The sequence below is a fragment of the Sporolactobacillus putidus genome, from assembly GCF_014647035.1.
GTDB classification, from domain to species: domain Bacteria; phylum Bacillota; class Bacilli; order Bacillales; family Sporolactobacillaceae; genus Sporolactobacillus; species Sporolactobacillus putidus.
Map to the genome: position 1 here is coordinate 1 of NZ_BMOK01000018.1, position 20397 is coordinate 20397.

22 protein-coding genes are annotated in these 20397 nt (G+C 49.7%); all 22 read left to right on the forward strand.

Annotation, left to right across the window (positions count from 1 at the left end; all coding sequences use genetic code 11):
• Positions 1 to 178 precede the first annotated feature (178 nt).
• The 22 genes from IEX81_RS15015 to yabG all read left to right on the forward strand — a co-directional run bounded on the left by IEX81_RS15015 (position 179) and on the right by yabG (position 20367).
• A complete protein-coding gene (locus IEX81_RS15015; RefSeq protein WP_188804783.1) occupies positions 179 to 484 on the forward strand; it encodes a type II toxin-antitoxin system RelB/DinJ family antitoxin in 306 nt (101 codons plus the stop codon).
• The gene (locus IEX81_RS15020; protein WP_188804785.1) at positions 481 to 813 is read left to right on the forward strand and encodes a type II toxin-antitoxin system RelE/ParE family toxin; all 333 of its coding nucleotides are present in this window, start codon (positions 481 to 483) and stop codon (positions 811 to 813) included. Before IEX81_RS15015 ends, IEX81_RS15020 begins: the two co-directional genes overlap by 4 nt.
• Positions 814 to 835: 22 nt before the next feature.
• Positions 836 to 1123 (forward strand): hypothetical protein, encoded by a 288-nt coding sequence (locus IEX81_RS15025; RefSeq protein ID WP_188804787.1) that lies wholly within the window; start codon positions 836 to 838, stop codon positions 1121 to 1123.
• A 536-nt stretch (positions 1124 to 1659) separates the two neighbouring features.
• Positions 1660 to 3393 (forward strand): ABC transporter ATP-binding protein, encoded by a 1734-nt coding sequence (locus IEX81_RS15030; RefSeq protein ID WP_188804789.1) that lies wholly within the window; start codon positions 1660 to 1662, stop codon positions 3391 to 3393.
• Complete coding sequence (locus IEX81_RS15035; RefSeq protein WP_188804791.1) at positions 3390 to 5261, forward strand: ABC transporter ATP-binding protein; 1872 nt, start codon at positions 3390 to 3392, stop codon at positions 5259 to 5261. Before IEX81_RS15030 ends, IEX81_RS15035 begins: the two co-directional genes overlap by 4 nt.
• A gap of 196 nt (positions 5262 to 5457) precedes the next feature.
• On the forward strand, positions 5458 to 6519 hold the full coding sequence (gene murG / locus IEX81_RS15040; protein WP_188804793.1) for an undecaprenyldiphospho-muramoylpentapeptide beta-N-acetylglucosaminyltransferase: 1062 nt from the start codon (positions 5458 to 5460) through the stop codon (positions 6517 to 6519).
• 305 nt (positions 6520 to 6824) lie between these two features.
• Positions 6825 to 7046 carry a sigma factor G inhibitor Gin gene (locus IEX81_RS15045; protein ID WP_188804795.1) on the forward strand — a complete coding sequence of 74 codons (222 nt, stop codon included), beginning with the start codon at positions 6825 to 6827 and terminating at the stop codon, positions 7044 to 7046.
• Between the two features lie 220 nt (positions 7047 to 7266).
• Positions 7267 to 8706, forward strand: coding sequence for an aminotransferase class I/II-fold pyridoxal phosphate-dependent enzyme (locus IEX81_RS15050; RefSeq protein WP_188804797.1), 1440 nt, complete (start codon positions 7267 to 7269; stop codon positions 8704 to 8706).
• Positions 8707 to 8708: 2 nt separating this feature from the next.
• Positions 8709 to 9389 carry a dTMP kinase gene (gene tmk, locus IEX81_RS15055; RefSeq protein WP_188804886.1) on the forward strand — a complete coding sequence of 227 codons (681 nt, stop codon included), beginning with the start codon at positions 8709 to 8711 and terminating at the stop codon, positions 9387 to 9389.
• Positions 9390 to 9402: 13 nt separating this feature from the next.
• Positions 9403 to 9732, forward strand: a complete 330-nt coding sequence (gene darA / locus IEX81_RS15060) for a cyclic di-AMP receptor DarA (protein ID WP_188804800.1) — start codon at positions 9403 to 9405, stop codon at positions 9730 to 9732.
• Between the two features lie 31 nt (positions 9733 to 9763).
• The gene (locus IEX81_RS15065) at positions 9764 to 10201 is read left to right on the forward strand and encodes a YaaR family protein (protein WP_188804801.1); all 438 of its coding nucleotides are present in this window, start codon (positions 9764 to 9766) and stop codon (positions 10199 to 10201) included.
• Positions 10202 to 10252: 51 nt separating this feature from the next.
• Positions 10253 to 11248 carry a DNA polymerase III subunit delta' gene (holB, locus tag IEX81_RS15070; RefSeq protein ID WP_188804803.1) on the forward strand — a complete coding sequence of 332 codons (996 nt, stop codon included), beginning with the start codon at positions 10253 to 10255 and terminating at the stop codon, positions 11246 to 11248.
• Between the two features lie 2 nt (positions 11249 to 11250).
• Positions 11251 to 12081 carry a PSP1 domain-containing protein gene (locus IEX81_RS15075; protein ID WP_188804806.1) on the forward strand — a complete coding sequence of 277 codons (831 nt, stop codon included), beginning with the start codon at positions 11251 to 11253 and terminating at the stop codon, positions 12079 to 12081.
• 13 nt (positions 12082 to 12094) lie between these two features.
• A complete protein-coding gene (yabA, locus tag IEX81_RS15080) occupies positions 12095 to 12448 on the forward strand; it encodes a DNA replication initiation control protein YabA (protein WP_188804808.1) in 354 nt (117 codons plus the stop codon).
• Positions 12449 to 12683: 235 nt separating this feature from the next.
• Positions 12684 to 13427 carry a tRNA1(Val) (adenine(37)-N6)-methyltransferase gene (locus IEX81_RS15085; protein ID WP_188804810.1) on the forward strand — a complete coding sequence of 248 codons (744 nt, stop codon included), beginning with the start codon at positions 12684 to 12686 and terminating at the stop codon, positions 13425 to 13427.
• Positions 13424 to 13711 carry a GIY-YIG nuclease family protein gene (locus IEX81_RS15090; protein ID WP_188804812.1) on the forward strand — a complete coding sequence of 96 codons (288 nt, stop codon included), beginning with the start codon at positions 13424 to 13426 and terminating at the stop codon, positions 13709 to 13711. Before IEX81_RS15085 ends, IEX81_RS15090 begins: the two co-directional genes overlap by 4 nt.
• Positions 13677 to 14570 (forward strand): 16S rRNA (cytidine(1402)-2'-O)-methyltransferase, encoded by an 894-nt coding sequence (gene rsmI, locus IEX81_RS15095; RefSeq protein ID WP_188804814.1) that lies wholly within the window; start codon positions 13677 to 13679, stop codon positions 14568 to 14570. The genes IEX81_RS15090 and rsmI overlap by 35 nt, the downstream gene beginning before the upstream one ends.
• Before the next feature lie 138 nt (positions 14571 to 14708).
• On the forward strand, positions 14709 to 16706 hold the full coding sequence (metG, locus tag IEX81_RS15100; protein WP_188804816.1) for a methionine--tRNA ligase: 1998 nt from the start codon (positions 14709 to 14711) through the stop codon (positions 16704 to 16706).
• A gap of 136 nt (positions 16707 to 16842) precedes the next feature.
• The gene (locus IEX81_RS15105) at positions 16843 to 17628 is read left to right on the forward strand and encodes a TatD family hydrolase (protein ID WP_188804818.1); all 786 of its coding nucleotides are present in this window, start codon (positions 16843 to 16845) and stop codon (positions 17626 to 17628) included.
• An 86-nt stretch (positions 17629 to 17714) separates the two neighbouring features.
• Positions 17715 to 18278: a ribonuclease M5 gene (gene rnmV, locus IEX81_RS15110; RefSeq protein WP_188804820.1), complete on the forward strand. Its 564-nt coding sequence runs from the start codon at positions 17715 to 17717 to the stop codon at positions 18276 to 18278.
• Positions 18271 to 19152: a 16S rRNA (adenine(1518)-N(6)/adenine(1519)-N(6))-dimethyltransferase RsmA gene (gene rsmA, locus IEX81_RS15115; protein WP_188804822.1), complete on the forward strand. Its 882-nt coding sequence runs from the start codon at positions 18271 to 18273 to the stop codon at positions 19150 to 19152. The genes rnmV and rsmA overlap by 8 nt, the downstream gene beginning before the upstream one ends.
• Before the next feature lie 351 nt (positions 19153 to 19503).
• On the forward strand, positions 19504 to 20367 hold the full coding sequence (gene yabG / locus IEX81_RS15120) for a sporulation peptidase YabG (RefSeq protein WP_188804824.1): 864 nt from the start codon (positions 19504 to 19506) through the stop codon (positions 20365 to 20367).
• Positions 20368 to 20397 lie beyond the last annotated feature (30 nt).

Here is a 20397-nt window from a genome sequence, read left to right on the forward strand (position 1 = left end):
GGTCACTGCCAGGCAATAGGAAAACGAAGAGAGGCACTTCTCAGTCATTGAGAGGCGCCTCTCTTTTTGCAACATACAAAGCATTAGTACTGCTATTTATATTCTAAAAAGAGCTTTTGCAATGTGATTGCATATCGCAATACAATTGAGTATTATATAAGCACGGGAGGTGTTTGAAATGGCAAGAACATCAAATATTTTCGCCCGCGTCGAACCTGAAATCAAAGAACAGGCTGAGCAGGTGCTGGAACAGCTCGGTATTCCCATGTCCAACGCGATCGGTCTTTTTCTGCGTCAGGTCGTGCTGCAGCGCGGAATTCCTTTCGATATAAAGCTACCGAAAAGTAAACCGCTCGCTTTCGGTTCTCTCAGTAAGGAGCAGTTCAACGCCGAAATTGAAAAAGGACTGGCGGACCTAACCGCCGGAAAAGTTGTGTCTGCTGACAGCGTTGCCGACAAAATGCGGCGGGATTACGGAGTATGAACCCGTGGAAGGTCGTATATACCGAGCACGCGGAGCGCGACCTGCGTGACATTTATAAATATATAGCCTTCTCACTGCTCGAACCGGAAACCGCGAAAAAACAGACCCTGCGCATTATGGATACGGTTGCAAAGCTAAATACGATGCCGCTCCGCTTCCCGCTCTACGATAAGGAACCGTGGCACAGAAAGGGGCTGCGTGTCCTGCCAACGGACAATTATCTCGCTTTCTATTTACTTGTGGAGCCGCTGAAATCTGTCGCGGTAATCAGGGTTCTGCATGGCGGGCGCGATATTGACGCGCAGCTGCAGCGGACGGAAGAGACATAACTGAGAAACGAGGGGGAAAAGCGTGGATAATTACGACGCGATCAAACGCATGAGCCGTGAACAGATGGAAGCCTTCCTTGATAACGTGTACCTGACCGGTCTTAATACCGGCACTTACGCCGCTTCACTCGAAGAAGATTCAAAAGAGCAGCAGACCGCGTTGGATGACAACCCTTACGGCGGGGGGTGGCTGGCGGCGGAAGCCGAGGACGCCACACGCCTTGTTTTCTCGGAGGACGGGGACGCTTATCTGCCGAATGCTCTCTGCAAAGCGATTTTCAGAACCGCCGGAATTGATCCTGAACAATAGCAAGGCTGAGATAATTCCAAAAATCAAAATAGAGACCCATTAAAAAACAGTCGAAAAATTGTCTTTTTTCATACCCGTTTTTCGGAGGTGACGCCATCTGAGCAGATACCTCTATTTTTTTAGGGACAGACGAATTATTTTTCTAATACTGGAAAGTATCGTTCACAAGGACAGGGAACAAATGGGTGATAATGGTGTTTGCGTATTTAATATCAATTTATATTTTTCTCTGATAAAATTATAATAATTGGCATGCAGTGAGCGTATTTCATGTTTCCTCGTGTTCACAAATAATAACAAAAAAAATAATTTAATGTTACAGCAAGGCTATCCTCTGTTCTTAAAAGTCCTGTAATGGGTTAAATAAATGACACCCGCTGCTCATTCGAACGGAACGTATTTATCGTGGGAACTGGAAAAACCAGGATTCTATTATTCGATACCGGATCCGCCGCTGTCGAAAATGAATTTAGCCTGATACTTAAAACGGTTTTTGCTCAATAGATTCATTTTGATTTGATTGGAGATGGAAGAATTTGATTCGCCTGTCAAGATATTTGCGTCCTTATCGGGTATCCGTTGTCTTCTCGATCATTTTTGTTTTCCTGCAGTCCCTGGCAAACCTGTTTCTTCCGACGCTGATGTCAGATATTGTCGATACGGGTATTGTCAAGGGAGATATGCCTTATATTTTTAAAACAGGTATTTTGATGCTTTTAGTGACCCTCATGGCCGGCGGGTTTACGATCATTTCCAATTATCTTGCTTCGAAGGCTTCAACAGGATTCGGACGGGATCTGCGAAATGGGATATTCACCCATGTCGAAACCTTTTCCTTAAAAGAATTTGACAGGGTCGGTACAAGCTCTCTGATTACAAGGACCACAAATGATATCGCGCAGATCGAGCAGGTCTATACGATGATGCTCAAAATGATGACGATGGCGCCGCTCATGTTCGTCGGCGGGATTATCATGGCGGTCTACAAGGACGCAGAGCTGTCGCTTGTCCTCGTTGTTGCCTTGCCGGCCATACTGATCACGGTATTTTTCCTGGCGAAAAAAGGAATTCCGCTATTTAAAGAGATACAGAAAAAAATGGACCGGCTGAATCTTGTACTTCGCGAAGGGCTCACAGGTACTCGTGTCATTCGCTCCTTCAATCGAACGCGCTTCGAAATCAGCCGGTTTGACGCGGCGAATCAGGATATGACCCGGACAGCCATCAAGGTGAATCAGATTATGGCCGCAGCAATGCCGCTGATGATGCTGATCATGAATCTCTCAACCGTTGCGATCGTATGGTTCGGCGGACTGCGGATCAACAGTGGGAACATGCAGGTCGGCGGTCTTATGGCTTTTATCCAGTATGCGATGCAAATCATGTTCTCCATCCTTATGGGTGCGATGATGTTTATCATGATCCCGCGCGCTCAAGTTTCCGCGGGCAGAATCAACGAGGTGCTGGACATCTTTCCGGACGTCAGCGATCCGGAAGAAAAGAAGGATCTTCCGGAAAATCAGGACGATGCGGGCGTCACGTTCATTGATGTGACGTACAGCTTTCCGGGTGCCGAAACACCGGCTCTTTCTCATCTTTCTTTTAGCGCGCGTCCCGGCGAGACGACGGCGATTATTGGGGGGACAGGCTCCGGGAAATCCACGTTGCTGAATTTGATTCCGAGATTTTACGACACGGAAGGCGGCAGCGTTCTCGTGAACGGAACAGACGTCAGGGAGATGCCTCTCGAAAAACTGCGCGGAATGATCGGTTATGTTCCGCAAAAGGCGGTGTTGTTCACTGGAACGGTTGCGGACAACATTCGCTATGGCAACGATGGGGCGACGGACGAGGAAATCAGGGAAGCCGCCCGGGTTGCCCAGGCTGACGGATTCATTCGCGAAATGAAGGACGGTTACGCATCGGTGATCGCGCAGGGCGGGAAGAACGTTTCGGGCGGGCAGAAGCAGCGGCTGGCCATTGCCCGAGCCATGGTCAGGAAACCCGATATTTATTTGCTGGATGACTGCTTCTCCGCATTGGATTATCGGACCGATGCCAGGCTTCGCGTCGAATTGCGAAAAGTAACCCGCTCATCGACGCTGATTATTGTCGCCCAGCGCGTGAGTACCGTGATTCACGCCGACAAAATTATTGTTCTTGATGATGGAAAAGTAGCGGGGATCGGCACGCATGAAGAATTGATGAATTCATGCCGGGTTTATCAGGAAATCGTTGCTTCACAGTTGGAAAAGGAGGGGCTTGCATGAGCAGAGAAGAAAACAGCTCGCGCGGAAGAGCCGGTGGCTGGGGACCGATGCACATGCGCATGCCCGCGCAGAAAGCCAGAGATTTCAGGGGAACATTTAAAAGGTTGTTAGCCTACCTGAAACCACACGGGATTACGCTGATTGTCGTGTTTGTCACGGCTCTTCTAAGCACAATTTTTACGATTATTGCGCCGAAATTGATGGGGGACGCGACGACAAAACTTTTTCAGGGTATGATGATGAAATTAAAAGGTGTTCCCGGCGCCCGGATTGATTTCAGTTATATCTGGAATATTGTTGTGACTTTGCTTGTTTTATACGTGCTCAGTTCGCTGTTCACTTATGCGATGCAGTACCTGATGAGCGGTGTCTCGCAAAAGATGGTTTATGTGCTGCGAAAACAGGTGAACGAAAAATTGGCAAGACTTCCGATCAGCTATTTTGATTCGCACACTTATGGCGAAGTGCTCAGCCGGGCGGTGAACGACTCGGAGAATATCAGCAATACACTTCAGCAGAGCCTGACGGCATCAATCACTTCAATTGTTACACTGCTCGGCGTCATCGTGATGATGCTCACGATCAGCCCTCTCCTCACGGTTGTACTGCTGCTGACTCTTCCGCTCAGTTTTGTCGGCATTAGCGTCATCACCCGCCGGTCCCAGGGCTACTTCAAGCAGCAGCAGGAACAGATCGGTCATCTGAACGGCCATGTGGAAGAAATGTTTACCGGCCATCAGATTATCAAGTCCTACAGCCGGGAGGCGCAATCTGTTCAAAAGTTTCAAAAGATAAACAACAGACTTTATGATTCTGCATGGAAGGCCCAGTTCCTGTCCGGAATCATGATGCCGTTGATGATGTTTGTCGGAAATATAGGGTTTGTCCTGATTTCGGTTGTCGGCGGTATTCTGGTTGTCAAGCGTTCGATCCAGATCGGCGACATACAGGCATTCATCCAATATGCCCGCCAGTTTGGCCAGCCACTGAACCAGATTGCCAATATCTCAAATATCATTCAATCAACAGTCGCCTCAGCCGAACGAATTTTCGAGATTCTGGATGAAAAAGAAGATGTGCCGGATCTTCCGACCGTGAGTGTGCTTGAACACCCGCGGGGACATGTCCAATTTGAAGATGTCGGATTTCGTTATAAAGAAGATAAGCCCTTGATTGAGCATATGAACATTGATGTTAAAGCCGGGCAGCAGGTTGCGATTGTTGGGCCGACCGGTGCCGGAAAAACGACGCTCGTGAATCTGCTGATGCGGTTTTATGAGTGCCGCGAGGGAAAGATCTTTGTTGACGGCATGGATATTACGAAGCTGAAAAGGGAACATCTCCACCACCTCTTCGGCATGGTTCTGCAGGATACATGGCTGTTTAAGGGCACAATCCGTGAAAATATTGCCTACGGGCGCGACGGTGCGTCTGAAGAAGAGATTATCCGGGCAGCCCGGGCAGCTCACGCGGATCACTTTATCCGTACGCTGCCGGATGGTTACAGCACGGTACTGAATGAAGAGGGGACCAATATCTCGCAGGGTCAGAAACAACTCCTGACGATTGCGCGGGCTCTCTTGGCTGATCCGGTGATTCTGATTCTTGACGAGGCGACAAGCAGTGTCGATACCCGAACGGAAGTGCATATTCAGAAAGCCATGCACGAGTTGATGCAGAACCGGACCAGTTTTGTCATCGCGCACCGTCTCTCGACTATTCAGGACGCCGACCTGATTCTCGTGATGAATCATGGTCAGGTGATTGAGCAGGGGACGCATCAGTCTTTGCTGGAAAAGAAAGGATTCTATGCAGAGCTCTATAATAGCCAGTTTGCGGCAGAAGATGAAGAAAAAGGGGTCGTGTGAGCGTGCCTCTGTTTATTAAAGGAAAAGAAGGTCGGGCGGATTGCCCGATTTTTCCGTTTGCCGGATAATTAGTAAGGCTTACGCTGGCCGGGCCGAATAAACCGATCAAGTTTCTAAAAACATTTTACTCCTGAACGAAGCAGTATTAAACTTTATAATGTCGTCAACAGATGAAGATATGAAATGAGGAAAATCGATGGTAAAAAAAATTGTATTTACCGGGGGAGGATCGGCGGGTCACGTGACGCCGAATCTTGCGCTGATTGATAAATTAAAGGATGATTGGGAAATCGCTTATATCGGCTCAAAAGAAGGCATCGAAAGGACCCTGGTTCAGGATCGGGGAATTAAATATTACGCCATATCAAGCGGAAAACTCCGCCGTTATTTTGATATGAAAAATTTTAAAGATCCATTTAAAGTGCTTGCGGGCGTGATGCAGTCGTTTTTTACGTTAAGAAAAATTAAACCCGACGTCATTTTTTCAAAGGGCGGCTTTGTATCTGTACCTGTCGTTATCGGCGGCTGGTTAAACCGGATCCCGGTCTACATCCATGAATCGGATATTACACCGGGTCTTGCCAATCGAATTGCGGTGAATTTTGCAGCAAAGTTATTTGTCACCTTCGAAGAAGCTGCGGCAAATTTTCCGAAAGAGAAGGTCATACATACAGGAGCACCCATCAGGGACAGCCTGCTGAAGGGAGACAAGCTGAAAGGCCTGCAGTTTCTCGGTTTTCGGAACGACAAACCGGTTCTTTTAGTCATGGGAGGCAGTCTTGGTGCAAAAAAGATAAACGAGATGATCAGAGAGGCGCTTCCGAAGTTACTCACGACCTATCAAGTCGTTCATCTGTGCGGAAAGGGTAATATCGATACTGATTTAGATAACACGGCCGGATATCGCCAGTTTGAATATGTTAATAAAGAACTGCCTGATGTTTTGGCCGCATCGTCATTGATTGTATCCCGGGCAGGTTCCAATGCAATATTTGAATTTCTTGCCTTGAAAAAACCGATGATTTTAATTCCGCTTCCGCTCCGGTCAAGCCGTGGAGATCAAATATTGAACGCAAAATCTTTCCGTGAAAGAGGATTTTGTGAAGTGCTTGATGACGATACGCTGACAGCTGATGAATTGCTGAGCGGAGTTCAGCAAGTATACCGCGATCGGTACGATTATATCGATCGAATGGCGGCGGCACCCAACACAACTAATGGAATCGACAATATCCTGAACTGGATTACGAAGCACTGACAAAAAAGAAAGCAGGATGGATTCATTTTCCTGCTCTCTTTTTTAGGCTTTTTTAAATCAATCTAATGATGATTTTTGAATCATTTACGGCTTATGAACTGCAGGAGCGAAAGCTTGTCCGGTCAGCTGATCTTTTTTACATCAACGGTCACATTCAGACGCTGTTGTAAAATATGAAAAGCACGGGACAAACGACGGTTTCGTATACATAGTTGTAGTCATGAAAAGTGAGGTTAAGATATTCTGAAAAACTCAGATGAATAGATTCAACAGGCAATGGCTATCCTGTAACGGGGGTGTTGAATATGGCCATGCAGATGCATCCGCAGGCGGGTGAAACATGCATGATTTGCGGACAGGTGAAACAGACGGGTATTCATATTTGCAATCAATTAATCTGTGATTCTTGTCAGAAAAAGATTGTGGAGACAGACGTGACCGATTGGAAGTACAGACATTATGTGAATAAACTTTCCCGGCTCCAGTTGAAGGTGACGGAGCAGAGCGAGCAGACAAATAATGGTTGACTGAGAAGGAGAAGCACTCTGAAAGAGCGGCTTCTCAATTTTTTTTCAGAACTCAGATTCGGGGAAACTGCAGCGGCGGAAAAGCTTTGTGCCGTGCGCCGTCCTTGGCGATCTGAAGACTGCCGGTAATTTGTCATCAGGGGATTAAAGTCAGATTGGCTGATATTTTATGGATTATGCTAAAATAAAAGCATATCTATTAAAGTAAAGGATTAAAATCATGGATCAGAACCGGACACCGGTTTTTGACGGATTGCTCAGATACCAAACAAAACAGGCTTGCTCTTTTCATGTCCCGGGCCACAAGGACGGACTCATTTTCCCGGAAAAAGCGGCTTCTTTTTATAAACAGTTGTTATCTCTTGACGCTACGGAAGTTGCCGATTTGGATGATCTGTATCATCCGACAGGTATTCTTTGTGAAGGGGAAGCGCTGCTCAGTGATTACTATGGCACGCGCTCCAGTTATTTTCTCGTTAACGGTTCGACTGTCGGCAACATGGCTATGGTCATGGCCGCCTGCTCACCGGGTGATGTTGTCTTTGTCCAGAGGGACTGTCATAAATCGATTTTCAACGCGCTCAAGCTGGCGGATGTTCGTCCGATTTTTCTCGCCCCTTCTGTTGATCCTGAATCCGGCCTTGCGGAGGGGATTGATCAGGGGGCATGGAGGGCGGCGATCGATCGGTTTCCGCAGGCGAGGGCACTCATTTTAACCTATCCGAATTACTACGGGATGGCGCCGGATGTCAGCGGCTTGATCCGGGAAGCCCACATTCACGGATTAAGCGTATTGGTGGATGAAGCGCACGGGCCGCATTTCAGAATGGGACCACCCGTTCCGCCGAGCACGCTTAATATGGGGGCAGACATCGTCGTGCACTCGGCGCACAAAATGCTTCCGGCGATGACGATGGGGGCGTTTCTGCATGTTAACAGCCTGCGTGTGCCGGCTGAGAAAGTGGAGGGCGCTCGAGAAATGCTGCAGACGTCCAGTCCGTCTTACGCCATTATGGCATCTCTAGATCTGGCGCGTCATTATATCGCCACTCTTAATCAGGATGAACGGGAGAAGATGCTTGCCGGGCGCGATGCTTTTGTCATGGCCCTGAAGAATATGGGAAGACTCAAAGTGCTGGAACAAAAAGAGGGCCGCTTTCAGCTTGATCCTTTTAAAATCACGCTGGAACTGGAAAACGGGGAATCCGGATTTGACTGGCAGAAACGGCTGATTGCCGCCGGTATTTATCCGGAGCTTGCCGATCCGCGCCATGTACTGTTCGTGCTCGGTCTGTCGAACCGCATTGATTATGGGCGGGCGCTGAAACGGATCGCCGGCAGTCTCGGAGATTTAAAAAAAACGACGGCCGGCCCCCAATCACAGTCTTTTTCTTTTCCGCAATATTCAACTCTGGCTCTTGCCTACCGGACACTGCAAGGAATGGACACGGAGGAGGCGGACCTGGCCGACGCGGCCGGCCGGATTGCGGCGGAACATGTCGTTCCCTATCCGCCCGGGATTCCCGCGGTGATTCAGGGCGAGAGGATCACGGAGCAGCAGATTGCCGCCATTCGCAGGTGGCGGCGGTCGGGCGCAGTGTTTCAAAATGAAAGTACAAATCATGGAAAAATCATCATTTACCGGGCGGGGGCATCATGAAGATGGATCACAAGGGACTTTTTATTACATTTGAAGGGCCGGACGGCGCAGGGAAGACCACACAGATCGGCAGGCTGGCAGCCGATCTTGAGAAACGGCATATACCGTATGTTCTGACCCATGAGCCGGGAGGAACCGAAATCGGTGATAAGATACGTACGATCATCCTCAATCCGGAAAATCTTCGGCTTACTCAAAAGACCGAAATTCTGCTTTATGCAGCGTCACGAAGCCAGCATGTCGAAGAAAAAATCAAGCCTGCGCTGGCCCAGGGCAAAATTGTCCTGTGCGACCGTTTTATTGATGCTTCAATCGCTTATCAGGGATACGGCCTGGGGCAGCCGGTCGAAATGATTCAGTCGATTAACCGTTTTGCTTCAGAAGGATTGACTCCGGATCGGACCTATATGATCGACATTGCGCCGGAAGCGGGGCGCAGCCGATTGAGAGAACGAAGCGGGGGTCCGGAAACAGGTGTGACGGAAGCGGCGGGTGATCTTGATCGGATCGAACAGCGGGAACTTGACTATCATCGGCGCGTCAGAGAAGGTTTTTTGACACTCAGCAGAGAAAATAAACAGCGTATTTGCCTGATTAACGGCGAGGACAGTGCAGATGCAGTATTTGATCATATTTTAAAGGATTTTCATTATTTTTTGGCCGGATACATGCAAAAAGGATGAGAGGATGATTTTATTGAAGCTGATCTTGGCGGTGGTGCAGGATAAGGACAGTTCCCGCTTGCAGGAAGCTTTAATCGACGCTGATTTTCATGCGACGAAACTGGCCACGACAGGCGGGTTTCTGCGCTCGGGCAACACAACATTCATGATCGGAACGGAAGAGGCGAGGGTTGACGAACTGCTTCAGCTGATTAAAGATCATTGTGAAAGCAGACGGCAGGTCATGTCGCCGATCTCCTCGCTTGACAGCAACACAGACGGTTATATCACGCATCCTGTCGAGGTTGAAGTCGGAGGTGCGACCGTATTCGTGCTCGACGTGGATCAGTTCAAACATTTTTGAGGCATTTGTCGTTATTTAGGGAGCTGAAATTATGCCAATTAAAATAGGCGGGGAAACGAAGATCAATGAGTCGCAGGCCGGCCGCAGCGCAGCGGCTGCAAAACCGTCTGTATCATTTGAGAGAACGCTCTCCGGACAGGAACAATCGATGAATTCGGATGCCCTTAAAGCGCTGCTCGATAAAGTCGACGAGCAGTCGCAACGGGTTTTGGCCTCAAGAACGGTCCGGGATGTACAGTTGTATAAACAATACGTCCGTTCGTTTATGCAGGAAGCCGTACGGACAGGACTTGGGACGGAGCAGTCGCGGTCTTGGCAGCAGGGAGGGGCAAAGCAGCAGCTGGTCAGGACTGTGGATGAGAAGCTGATTGCACTGACGAATGATCTGCTGGATAAAAATAAAGAAGGAATCGGCCTGCTCGATCGACTGGGCGAAATTCACGGATTACTGATTAATCTTTATGTTTGAAATGTGCCGGAATGATGAAGCTTGAAATTCTCTTGGTAAGTGAGTGAGCGTATGAGCTGGAAAACATTGGACAATCAGCAGAAAACCGCGGCAAGAGTGCTTCGGCACGCCGTTCAAAGACATGAACTGGCACATGCTTATTTGCTGGAAGGCCCTGAAGGAACAGGAAAAAGGCAGGCAGCCCTGCTGCTTGCGCAAACACTGTTCTGCAAGGAACCGCGGGATGGAGAGCCGTGCGGGAACTGCCGAAATTGCCGGAGAATCGCATCGGGCAATCATCCCGATGTGATACGGGTCCGGCCGGAGGAAGACGCGGCAACCATCAAAAAGGAACAGATTGCCTATTTAATGAAAGAATTTTCTTACCGAAGTGTGGAATCGGCAAGAAAAGTCTTCATTCTTGAAAATGCGGAAAAAATGACGGTTCAGGCTGAGAACAGTCTGCTTAAATTTATAGAGGAGCCTCATCCGGGAACACTGGCTCTCTTGATTACGGATCATATCCATCAACTGCTGGATACGATCATTTCAAGATGTCAGGTGCTGACGTTTGTTCCGCTGTCTGATCAGGCTGTAGAGGAACGGCTGTTTCAGGAACATCAGCCCCGTTCTCTTGTTAAACCTGCTGTCGCGCTGACCCACGATTATAAGGCTGCTGCCGCCCTGTGCAGAGATGAATGGTTTGCGGAAGCTCGTTCTCAAGTGATACAATTAATGCAAAGACTGCATTTGTCTTCCGAAGCTGCACTTCCCTTAATTTACGAGAAATTTACTCCCAACTTCGATAATGTTCAGCGAATGGCTATTGGTTTGGATTTACTGCTGTTTTGGTACAGGGATATTTTGTCGCTGCATCTGAACCGTCCTGAGGCGGTGATCTTTGAAGATCAGACCGAAACGCTCAGAGAGCAGCTGTTTCGCTTTTCCCAGGAACAGGCCGTGCGGGCAATGTCTCTTATTCTTGATGCCCGTAGACAGCTGGATGCCCATGTAAACAGTTTAAGTGTCATGGAATGGCTTGTTATTAAGTTAGGAGGTATCCTCTAGTTATGAAATACGATATTGTCGGCGTTCGTTTTAAGAAAGCCGGAAAGATATATTATTTTGACCCGGATCAGCTGACGATTCCGGAGAATGCCCATGTCGTCGTCGAAACCACGAGGGGCATCGAATGCGGTACCGTAGTCATCGGCAAGAAAACAGTTGATGAGGAAGATGTCGTCCTCCCGCTGAAGAAGGTTGTCCGGCTCGCGTCGGAGGCAGACGACCAACAGGTTCGCAGGAACAAAGAAGACGCGGAAGCCGCGATGGATATTTGCCTTCAGAAAATATACGACCATCATTTGGAAATGAAACTGGTGGATGTTGAATATACATTTGACCGCAATAAAATTATTTTTTATTTTACTGCGGATGGTCGTGTCGATTTTCGGGAACTGGTCAAGGATCTGGCAGCGGTTTTCAAGACGCGGATTGAATTACGGCAGATCGGCGTCAGGGATGAGGCGAAAATGCTCGGAGGCATCGGTCCGTGCGGGCGGATGCTCTGCTGCTCCACTTTTCTCGGCGATTTTGAACCGGTATCGATTAAAATGGCGAAAGATCAGAATCTCTCTTTGAATCCGGCCAAGATTTCCGGTGTCTGCGGTCGCCTGATGTGCTGCCTGAAATATGAAAATGATCAGTATGAGTCGGCAAAGCAGGCACTTCCTGATTTGGGTGAGACCATCAGCGTGAACCACGGAAAGGGCAGAGTGGTCGGGCTTAATATTTTGGAACGTCTTGTTCAGATAGAACTAAAGGATGAAAATAAAGTGATCGAATACACATTGGATGAGCTTATTGAAGAAGGGGCTATTTCTTCGCAAGCCACTAAATAAGAGGTGGATGAACTTGGAGAAAAAGGACATTTTCTCGCAAGTCAGTCATTTGGAAGAACAGTTGGGACAAGTTTATGTGGAGTTCGGGAATCTAAAATCCCGGCTTGCCGAACTGCTGGAAGAAAATCAGAATCTCACCCTTGAAAATCACAACCTGAGAAGACGCATTGAGGCTGCCGGCCATGAACAGACGGACGGAGACAGGAAACAGAGAACCGGTGGAATGTCAGAACCGGATATCGGTGAAGGGTATGATAATCTGGCCCGGCTATATAAGGAAGGCTTTCATATTTGCAATCTGCATTATGGGAGCGTACGAAAAGACGGGGACTGTCTGTTCTGCCTTTCCTTTCTGAACAAAAAATGACGGAGCGGCCGTTATTCATGGTTATGACCCGGGCTCGCCTTATTCGGCGGGTTTTTATGCACTATAGGAAAGTATAAAAATTTTAAGGATTATAGTGTAAGCGACCGAACAGATCGCCGCATCCTGCGGCATGTTCGGCATTAGGCCGTCCTGGCCCCCGCAACTAAGGCTCAGCCTGCGCCAGGGCTTGGCCTCGCCAAGTTTTCTAATAAAATGAAAATCCAGTTGTAAGGGAATGGACAAGAAGTTGACAATAAACGGCCGGAGTGAACGGATCGATTATCTTTTTAATACGGATCTGCAGATTATTCAGTCGAGTGAACTGTTTCCCTTCTCGCTTGACTCCGTATTGCTCGCGCGGTTTGTCTATGTGCCGATTCAACACGGCAGGTTGGCCGACCTGTGCACGGGAAACGGCGTCATTCCTTTTCTCCTGTCCCGGCGGACAAAAGGCCGGATTACCGGTATAGAGATCCAGCCGGAAGTCTGTGAACTGGCGGAACGCGGAGCGGCGCTCAATCATTTGCTGGACCGGATTGATTTTATCTGCGGCGATGCGAAAATGCTTCCCGATTATCTTGGAGGCCAGAGCTGTGACGTGGTGACGTGCAACCCTCCCTATTTCAACAAAGAGGCGGCACGCGATCAAAAAACAAACCCGCATCTGGCCATTGCCCGCCATGAGATACTGATTACACTTAAAGATGTCATTGAGGTCGCCTCCAAGCTTCTGAAGCATGGCGGGAAGTTCGCAATGGTGCACCGGCCGGAGCGGCTTGTCGATATTCTGGCCGGGATGCGCCGCGCGGGAATGGAACCGAAACGCGTGCAGTTCGTTCATCCGAGAAAAGAAAAAGCCGCCAATATGGTCCTTGTTGAAGGAGCAAAGGGAGGAAAATCCGGCCTTGCGGTGCTGCCGCCGATTGCCGTGTACGACTCGGAGGGGCGGTATACGGAGGATGTGTGGCCGAACGTATGAAAAATTACAGCGTCTATATACTGGAATGTACGGACGGCAGCCTTTATACAGGATATGCAGCAGATGTCCGGAAGCGGTTTGCGCTTCACTGCAGCGGGAAGGGAGCGAAATATACGCGGAGCCATAAACCGCTCCGTGTCGTCTATGAAGAGACGCTGCCGGACAAGTCGTCGGCGATGCAGCGGGAATGGACGATTAAGCACCTGACGAAACGGGAAAAAGAAGCATTGATACAAAGGAGCGGCGCTAATGTGGGAGCAAAAGAGTTTCCATACGGAAAATAACGGTACGGGGACACTTTATCTTGTTCCGACGCCGATCGGCAACCTGGACGATATTACCTTTCGGGCGCTGGATGTTTTAAAAAAAGCGGATATACTGGCTGCTGAAGACACGCGGCATACGATGAAGCTGTGCACGCATTTCGCTATCCATGTGCCGCTTGTCAGCTACCACGAACACAACAAAAAAAAGAGCGGAGAAAAGCTTGTGGCTGAACTTGAGTCCGGTAAAAATGTGGCGCTGGTCACCGACGCCGGGACTCCGGGTATTTCGGATCCGGGGACTGATCTTGCTGCCGAGTGCATCGCGCGCCGCATCCCGGTCGTGCCGCTCCCCGGAGCCAATGCGGCGGTTACAAGTCTGATCGCTTCTGGGCTGCCGACGGATCATTTTTTATTCTATGGTTTTCTGCCGAGGACAAAGAAGGAGCGGGATCAGGCGCTGAAGGATCTGAGCGTCCTGCCGTTCACACTGATCTTTTACGAATCACCGTTTCGCATACTGGAGACAATCAAGGACTTGAAGGAAGCTTTTGGCGAACGCCGTGTGTCGCTTTCCCGCGAGCTGACGAAACGCTATGAAACATTTGTCAGAGGAGACATTGGGGAAACGGCGGACTTTCTGGATCAGGGCGAGGTGCTGAAGGGTGAGATCTGCCTGGTTGTAGAGGGAAGCGACGGAAAACAGAAAAATCCGGAAGATCTTTGGTGGGCGGCAATGGATCTGAACGCCCACGTCGACCACTATGTGAACGCGCAGCATCTAACGGTAAAAGAAGCGATCAGGCAAGCGGCCGTCGACCGTTCATTGCCGAAGCGGGAGGTTTACCGGATTTACCACCGTATCGACGAATCACTTTAAAAATGGCCGATTTTTCTGCTGCAGAGTATCTATCTGATAAATCTGCCGCTTTCTTGACATTCATCCGGGTGAAACGTATAGTTCTTTTAAGAAAGGAATCATAGGGGAATCGCTATTTAAGGAGGGTGCAGGGGCTTTATGGCTGGAGAAAAGAAATCATTTTATTTAACAACGCCTATTTACTACCCTAGCGGAAGATTACATATTGGCCACGCGTATACAACGGTGGCCGGGGACGCCATGTGCCGTTACAAGAGACTGCGCGGCTACGACGTCATGTTCCTGACGGGAACCGATGAGCACGGTCAGAAAATTGAGGAAAAGGCCAATGTGCAGGGCATCGCGCCGATTGACTATGTCGACGGCATGGTGGCACAGATCAAGCAGCTGTGGAAGAAGCTTGATATTTCCTATGACGATTTTATCCGGACGACACAGGAACGCCATACGAAAGTTGTTCAGAAAATTTTCAAACAGCTTGAGGAACAGGGCGACATCTATCTCGGTGAATACGAGGGCTGGTACAGTATTCCGGACGAGACGTACTACACCGCCTCCCAGCTTGTCGACATCGAGAAAAATGACAAAGGGGAAATCATCGGCGGGAAGAGCCCGGACAGCGGCCATCCGGTTGAAAAAGTCAAAGAAGAGTGTTATTTCTTTAAAATGAGCAAGTATGCGGACCGGCTCCTGAAGTATTATGAAGAACACCCCGATTTCATTCAGCCGGAGACGCGCAAGAACGAAATGATAAACAACTTTATTAAGCCGGGACTTGAAGATCTGGCCGTTTCACGGACGTCTTTTTCCTGGGGCATCAAAGTGCCGGACAATCCGAAACATGTGGTCTATGTCTGGCTTGATGCGCTGACAAATTATATCACGGCGCTCGGCTATGGTTCCGATGACGATACCGGATTCAAAAAATTCTGGCCGGCCGACGTTCATCTTGTCGGCAAGGAAATCGTACGTTTCCATACAATATACTGGCCGATTATCCTGATGGCGCTCGGTCTGCCGCTGCCGAAAAAAGTGTTCGGCCACGGCTGGCTTCTGATGAAAGACGGCAAAATGTCGAAATCGAAGGGCAATGTCGTCGATCCGGAACCGCTGATCGACCGTTACGGACTGGATGCTTTGCGCTACTATCTGCTCCGCGAAGTGCCTTTCGGATCGGACGGCCTGTTTACACCGGAAGCATTCATTGAACGGATCAACTTTGACCTGGCCAACGATCTCGGCAACCTGCTCAACAGGACCGTTGCCATGGTTGAACAATACTGCGACGGCCGGGTTCCCGCTTATCCGGGCCAGGTCACGGTTTTTGACCGGCCGCTTGAAGAGGCGCTCGCGGAGACTGTTTCCACAGTCGAGACGCAAATGGAGAATCTTCAGTTCTCTGTTGCGCTGTCTGCAATCTGGAAACTGATCGGACAGGCAAATAAGTACATTGATGATACACAGCCATGGGTTCTGGTGAAGGATGCGGGGAAACAGAAGGAACTGGCGTCTGTTCTGGCGCACCTCGCCAATACGATCCGCTCGGTTTCCATTCTGATTCAGCCGTTTTTCACGTCGACACCGGCAAAGATTTTCCGTCAGCTCGGCGTAACGGATCCCGCCGACCAGACATGGGACTCGCTGCATGATCATGCGGTCAATAATGGCAGCTGGACGGTTCACAAGGAGGATCCGATTTTCCCCCGTCTCGACATCGAGGAAGAAGTCGGCTACATCAAATCCCGGATGCGCGGGGCGGCCGGAACGAAACCGAACGGGAATAAAGAAACAAAGTCGAAGACCCGGCCTCTGGAAGAAATCGGGCTGGACACCTTTGAAAAAATCGATCTGCGGGTTGCCGAAGTGCTCAAGGTTGAGAAGGTCAAAGGTGCCGACAAACTGCTGAAACTGCAGCTTGATCTCGGCTATGAGAAGCGTCAGGTTGTCTCAGGCATCGCCCCTTATTACAAACCCGAAGAACTGGTCGGGCAGAAGATCATTGTGATTGCCAACCTGAAGCCGGTGAAACTGCGCGGCGAAGTATCGCAGGGTATGCTGCTGGCGGGAGAAGCGGACGGTAGGCTGAAAGTGGCCACTGTCGCCGGGCCGCTGCCGAACGGGACAAAAATCCGTTAATTTTCAATATATAGAGGTGCTGGCGGAAAGGAATGTGCAGATGCCCATGTGCATGACTTTCCGCTTTTTGTACGGACGGTTCACGGCGATATTTTTCACCATGCACCGCTTTTTCAAAGAAGAAGGGAGGGACCTCATGTTATTCGACACGCACACACACATCAACGACGAGGCCTTTGACGGGGACTTTTCAGAAGTTTTGCAGCGGGCGAAAGAAGCAGGGGTTGACCGGATGGTCGTTGTCGGCTGCGACCGGCCGCTGATCGAGAAGGTCTTCCCGATCATTGATCAGTATGACAGCATCTACGGAGCAATCGGATGGAACCCGGAAGACGCTGTCGACATGACCGAGGAAGACTTCGGTCTGATTGCGGAAAATTTAGATCATCCGGGGGTCGTGGCGCTGGGCGAAATCGGTCTTGACTATCATTGGGACAAGTCGCCGAAAACAGTGCAGCACGACGTTTTTCGAAGGCAGATCCGTCTCGCGGTTCAGAAGCAGCTGCCGCTGATCATTCATAACCGTGAGGCGACGGAAGATACGGAGCGGATACTCCGCGAGGAGCATGCCGATCGGGTCGGCGGTGTCATGCATTGTTACAGCGATGACTGGTCCTGGGCACGGAAATTTATTGAACTGAACTTTTATATCAGTTTCGGCGGTCCTCTGACATTCAAAAATGCCCGCATTCAGCGGGAAACTGCGGCCATGGTGCCGCTCGACCGCTTGCTGATTGAAACAGACTGCCCTTATCTCAGTCCGCATCCATTCCGGGGTAAACGCAATGAGCCGGCAAGAGTCATGCTGGTGGCGGAAAAACTGGCTGAGATTAAAGGTGTGTCACTGGATGAGATCGCAAGAGTCACTTCGGAAAATGCCGAACGCTGTTTTCATATTGGCCGGTTTTCTCAAGTAAACTGAGAATAGGCGTGCAGCAAGGATACATGGGTTGTCTAAGATTCAACTGTGCGACCCAGCAGCTCAAGGAGCAACAAGGGAGTCAGGATATGATTGTCAAAGAAATTATTGTTGTGGAAGGAAAAAGCGACACGGAAGCAATCCGCCGGGCGCTTGAAGCCGATACGATCGAAACGAATGGATCGCGTGTCAGTCGGAGGACGATCGAAGCGATCCGGCATGCGCATGAGAGGCGCGGTGTGATTGTCTTTACCGATCCGGATTTCCCCGGTGAACGGATCCGCAAAATCATCAGCCAGAAGGTACCCGGATGCAAACACGCATTTATCACCCGCAGTCAGGGCAAGGGAGCGGCAAACGAAAGTCTGGGTATTGAACATGCGTCACCGGCGGCTATCCGTGAAGCCCTCTCCAAAGTTTACACACAGTTTGAAGAACCGGATGAACAGATTGCGATGCAGATGCTGAGAGACTACGGGTTGCTGGGCGGCACGGAATCCCGCAGACTTCGCGAACAGCTGGGCGATTCGCTTAAAATCGGCTACACGAACGGCAAGCAGTTATACAAAAGGCTGCGTATGTTCCAGATCACGCCGGAGGAACTGGAGCAGGCAATGGCCGCCATCAAACAGGGAGGGTCCGCCAGTGAATAAGCGCATTTCTTCGCCGAAAGTCATGCGGGATGTCATCCGCCGGCACCAGTTCACGTTGAAAAAGAGTCTCGGCCAGAATTTTCTTGTCGATGAAAACATTTTGAAGCACATTGTCGAGGCGGCGGAGCTGAAGGAAGACAGCTACGTGCTGGAAATCGGGCCGGGTGCGGGCGCGCTGACCCGATTTCTGTCCGGAAAAGCAGAAAAAGTGATCGCGGTCGAGATTGATCGCCGACTTGAGCCGATACTCAAGGAAACCCTTCAGGGGCACGACAATGTTTCCGTACATTTCGGAGATGTGCTGAAAATTGATCTGGAAGAAGTGATCGCCGAGGAATGCCCTGAAGGGGTTCCGATTACGGTTGTCGCGAATCTGCCTTATTATGTGACAACGCCGATTCTGATGAAACTGCTGACCGGCGGACTTCATATTCAGACGATTGTCGTCATGGTTCAAAAAGAGGTGGCAAGCCGGCTGGAAGCCGGGCCGGGCCAGAAAAGCTACGGATCACTGTCCATTGCCGTACAGTATATGGCCGATCCGAAAATCATCATGACTGTTCCGAAAACCGTATTCGTTCCGCAGCCCAATGTCGATTCGGCCGTGATTAAACTTGCCGTGCGTACCGAAAGAAAAGTAAACGTACGGGATGAGACCTTTTTCTTCAGGCTCGTCCGCGCAAGCTTTGCGCAGCGCCGGAAGACCCTGATCAATAATCTGATGAGCAATCTCTATTCCAAAGACCGAAAGGGAGAGCTTCTTTCGGTTCTCCATGCACTTGATATTAATCCGGAACGCCGCGGAGAAACCTTGACGATTGCGGAGTTTGCCCGGCTCAGCGATGCCTTGCTTGAACATGTTACTGAAAATTAAAAGCGTGATTTTATCATAAGAATATTTTTGCAAAAAAACGGGATGACTTTCTTTCCGTTTTTTTTTTGTACAAATAAGAAAGTATAAAAGATAAGAGGTGTCTAGTATAAGAAAAACTAAGGCTCAGGCCGTCGTCAAAGACTAAGTTTTTCTTATTGAATCATTGCCGCAGGCTTCAAGAAGAGTCATACGGTTTAACGTTCCTGGAATCCGGCCGGTCCTGATTCGGAACCCGGTGGCACCACCGCTTTTCTGAAGGAGCATATAAGCTGTTTTCACTACATAGGATGGTAGGGATGACCTTGATTTTCGGACGCGCGGTTCTGTGAATCGGGGAGAAGGGAGACGAACATGGCGATTCAGGTGGGGGATATCGTGGCACGGGTTTCCTATCAGCTTGATCTGCCCTTTCGCGTGGTGATGATTCACCCTGAGGCGCAGACAGCCGAGCTGACGGGACATGATTTGCGGCTCTATGCAGATGCGCCGCTGGATGATTTGAAAGTGGTCACCGATCGTGATCAGGAAAGATATGAGAAAAAGATACGTTCCAGAGAGGCGGAGTCTTACCGGCTGTTCCGGCAGGATTACCAGCAGATGAAACTAAAAAGAGAGTATACGGCAACAAGCGGCTACCGGTCGGGGACTTCCTATTTCGAAATGCCCGGACGGGTCCTGCATCTTGACGGTGATCCTTATTATTTGAGGAAGTGTCTGAACGTTTATGAAAAACTGAATGTGCCCGTCATCGGGAAATATATGCTTGAGGAGGAAATGCCTGAGCGCGTGCCCAAGTTGGTCGCTCAGATACGTCCGGACATCCTGGTTCTGACGGGTCATGACGCTTTTATGAAAAATAAAGGAAACCCGGAGGAGATAAAAGCTTACCGGCATTCGGGCCACTTTGTCCGGACGGTGAAGGAGGTCCGCTTCCACTCTCCGGGCCTCGATCAGCTGATCATTTTTGCCGGCGCCTGCCAATCGCATTTTGAATCACTGATCCGTTCAGGTGCCAATTTCGCAAGCTCTCCTGATCGCGTCAATATTCATGCCCTCGATCCGGTTTATCTTGCGGCCAAAATCAGTTTTACCTCATTCATGGACAGCGTCAATGTATGGGAAGTGCTGCGGAACACGCTGACTGGCCCGGGCGGACTTGGCGGGGTGGAAAGCCGCGGCATGCTGCGGACGGGCCTGCCTTATCCGCCGGAATAGCGTTTCTCATTTAAATGGATTGATTTTGAC

Coding starts and splice junctions, on each gene's coding strand:
- IEX81_RS15090 (WP_188804812.1), top strand. CDS start 13,424: ATGAAAAATTACAGCGTCTATATACTGGAATGTACGGACGGCAGCCTT.
- murG (WP_188804793.1), top strand. CDS start 5,458: ATGGTAAAAAAAATTGTATTTACCGGGGGAGGATCGGCGGGTCACGTG.
- IEX81_RS15065 (WP_188804801.1), top strand. CDS start 9,764: ATGCCAATTAAAATAGGCGGGGAAACGAAGATCAATGAGTCGCAGGCC.
- IEX81_RS15085 (WP_188804810.1), top strand. CDS start 12,684: ATGGACAAGAAGTTGACAATAAACGGCCGGAGTGAACGGATCGATTAT.
- yabG (WP_188804824.1), top strand. CDS start 19,504: ATGGCGATTCAGGTGGGGGATATCGTGGCACGGGTTTCCTATCAGCTT.
- holB (WP_188804803.1), top strand. CDS start 10,253: ATGAGCTGGAAAACATTGGACAATCAGCAGAAAACCGCGGCAAGAGTG.
- IEX81_RS15015 (WP_188804783.1), top strand. CDS start 179: ATGGCAAGAACATCAAATATTTTCGCCCGCGTCGAACCTGAAATCAAA.
- IEX81_RS15050 (WP_188804797.1), top strand. CDS start 7,267: ATGGATCAGAACCGGACACCGGTTTTTGACGGATTGCTCAGATACCAA.
- IEX81_RS15020 (WP_188804785.1), top strand. CDS start 481: ATGAACCCGTGGAAGGTCGTATATACCGAGCACGCGGAGCGCGACCTG.
- rnmV (WP_188804820.1), top strand. CDS start 17,715: ATGATTGTCAAAGAAATTATTGTTGTGGAAGGAAAAAGCGACACGGAA.
- IEX81_RS15105 (WP_188804818.1), top strand. CDS start 16,843: ATGTTATTCGACACGCACACACACATCAACGACGAGGCCTTTGACGGG.
- IEX81_RS15035 (WP_188804791.1), top strand. CDS start 3,390: ATGAGCAGAGAAGAAAACAGCTCGCGCGGAAGAGCCGGTGGCTGGGGA.
- rsmI (WP_188804814.1), top strand. CDS start 13,677: ATGTGGGAGCAAAAGAGTTTCCATACGGAAAATAACGGTACGGGGACA.
- metG (WP_188804816.1), top strand. CDS start 14,709: ATGGCTGGAGAAAAGAAATCATTTTATTTAACAACGCCTATTTACTAC.
- IEX81_RS15045 (WP_188804795.1), top strand. CDS start 6,825: ATGGCCATGCAGATGCATCCGCAGGCGGGTGAAACATGCATGATTTGC.
- tmk (WP_188804886.1), top strand. CDS start 8,709: ATGGATCACAAGGGACTTTTTATTACATTTGAAGGGCCGGACGGCGCA.
- IEX81_RS15075 (WP_188804806.1), top strand. CDS start 11,251: ATGAAATACGATATTGTCGGCGTTCGTTTTAAGAAAGCCGGAAAGATA.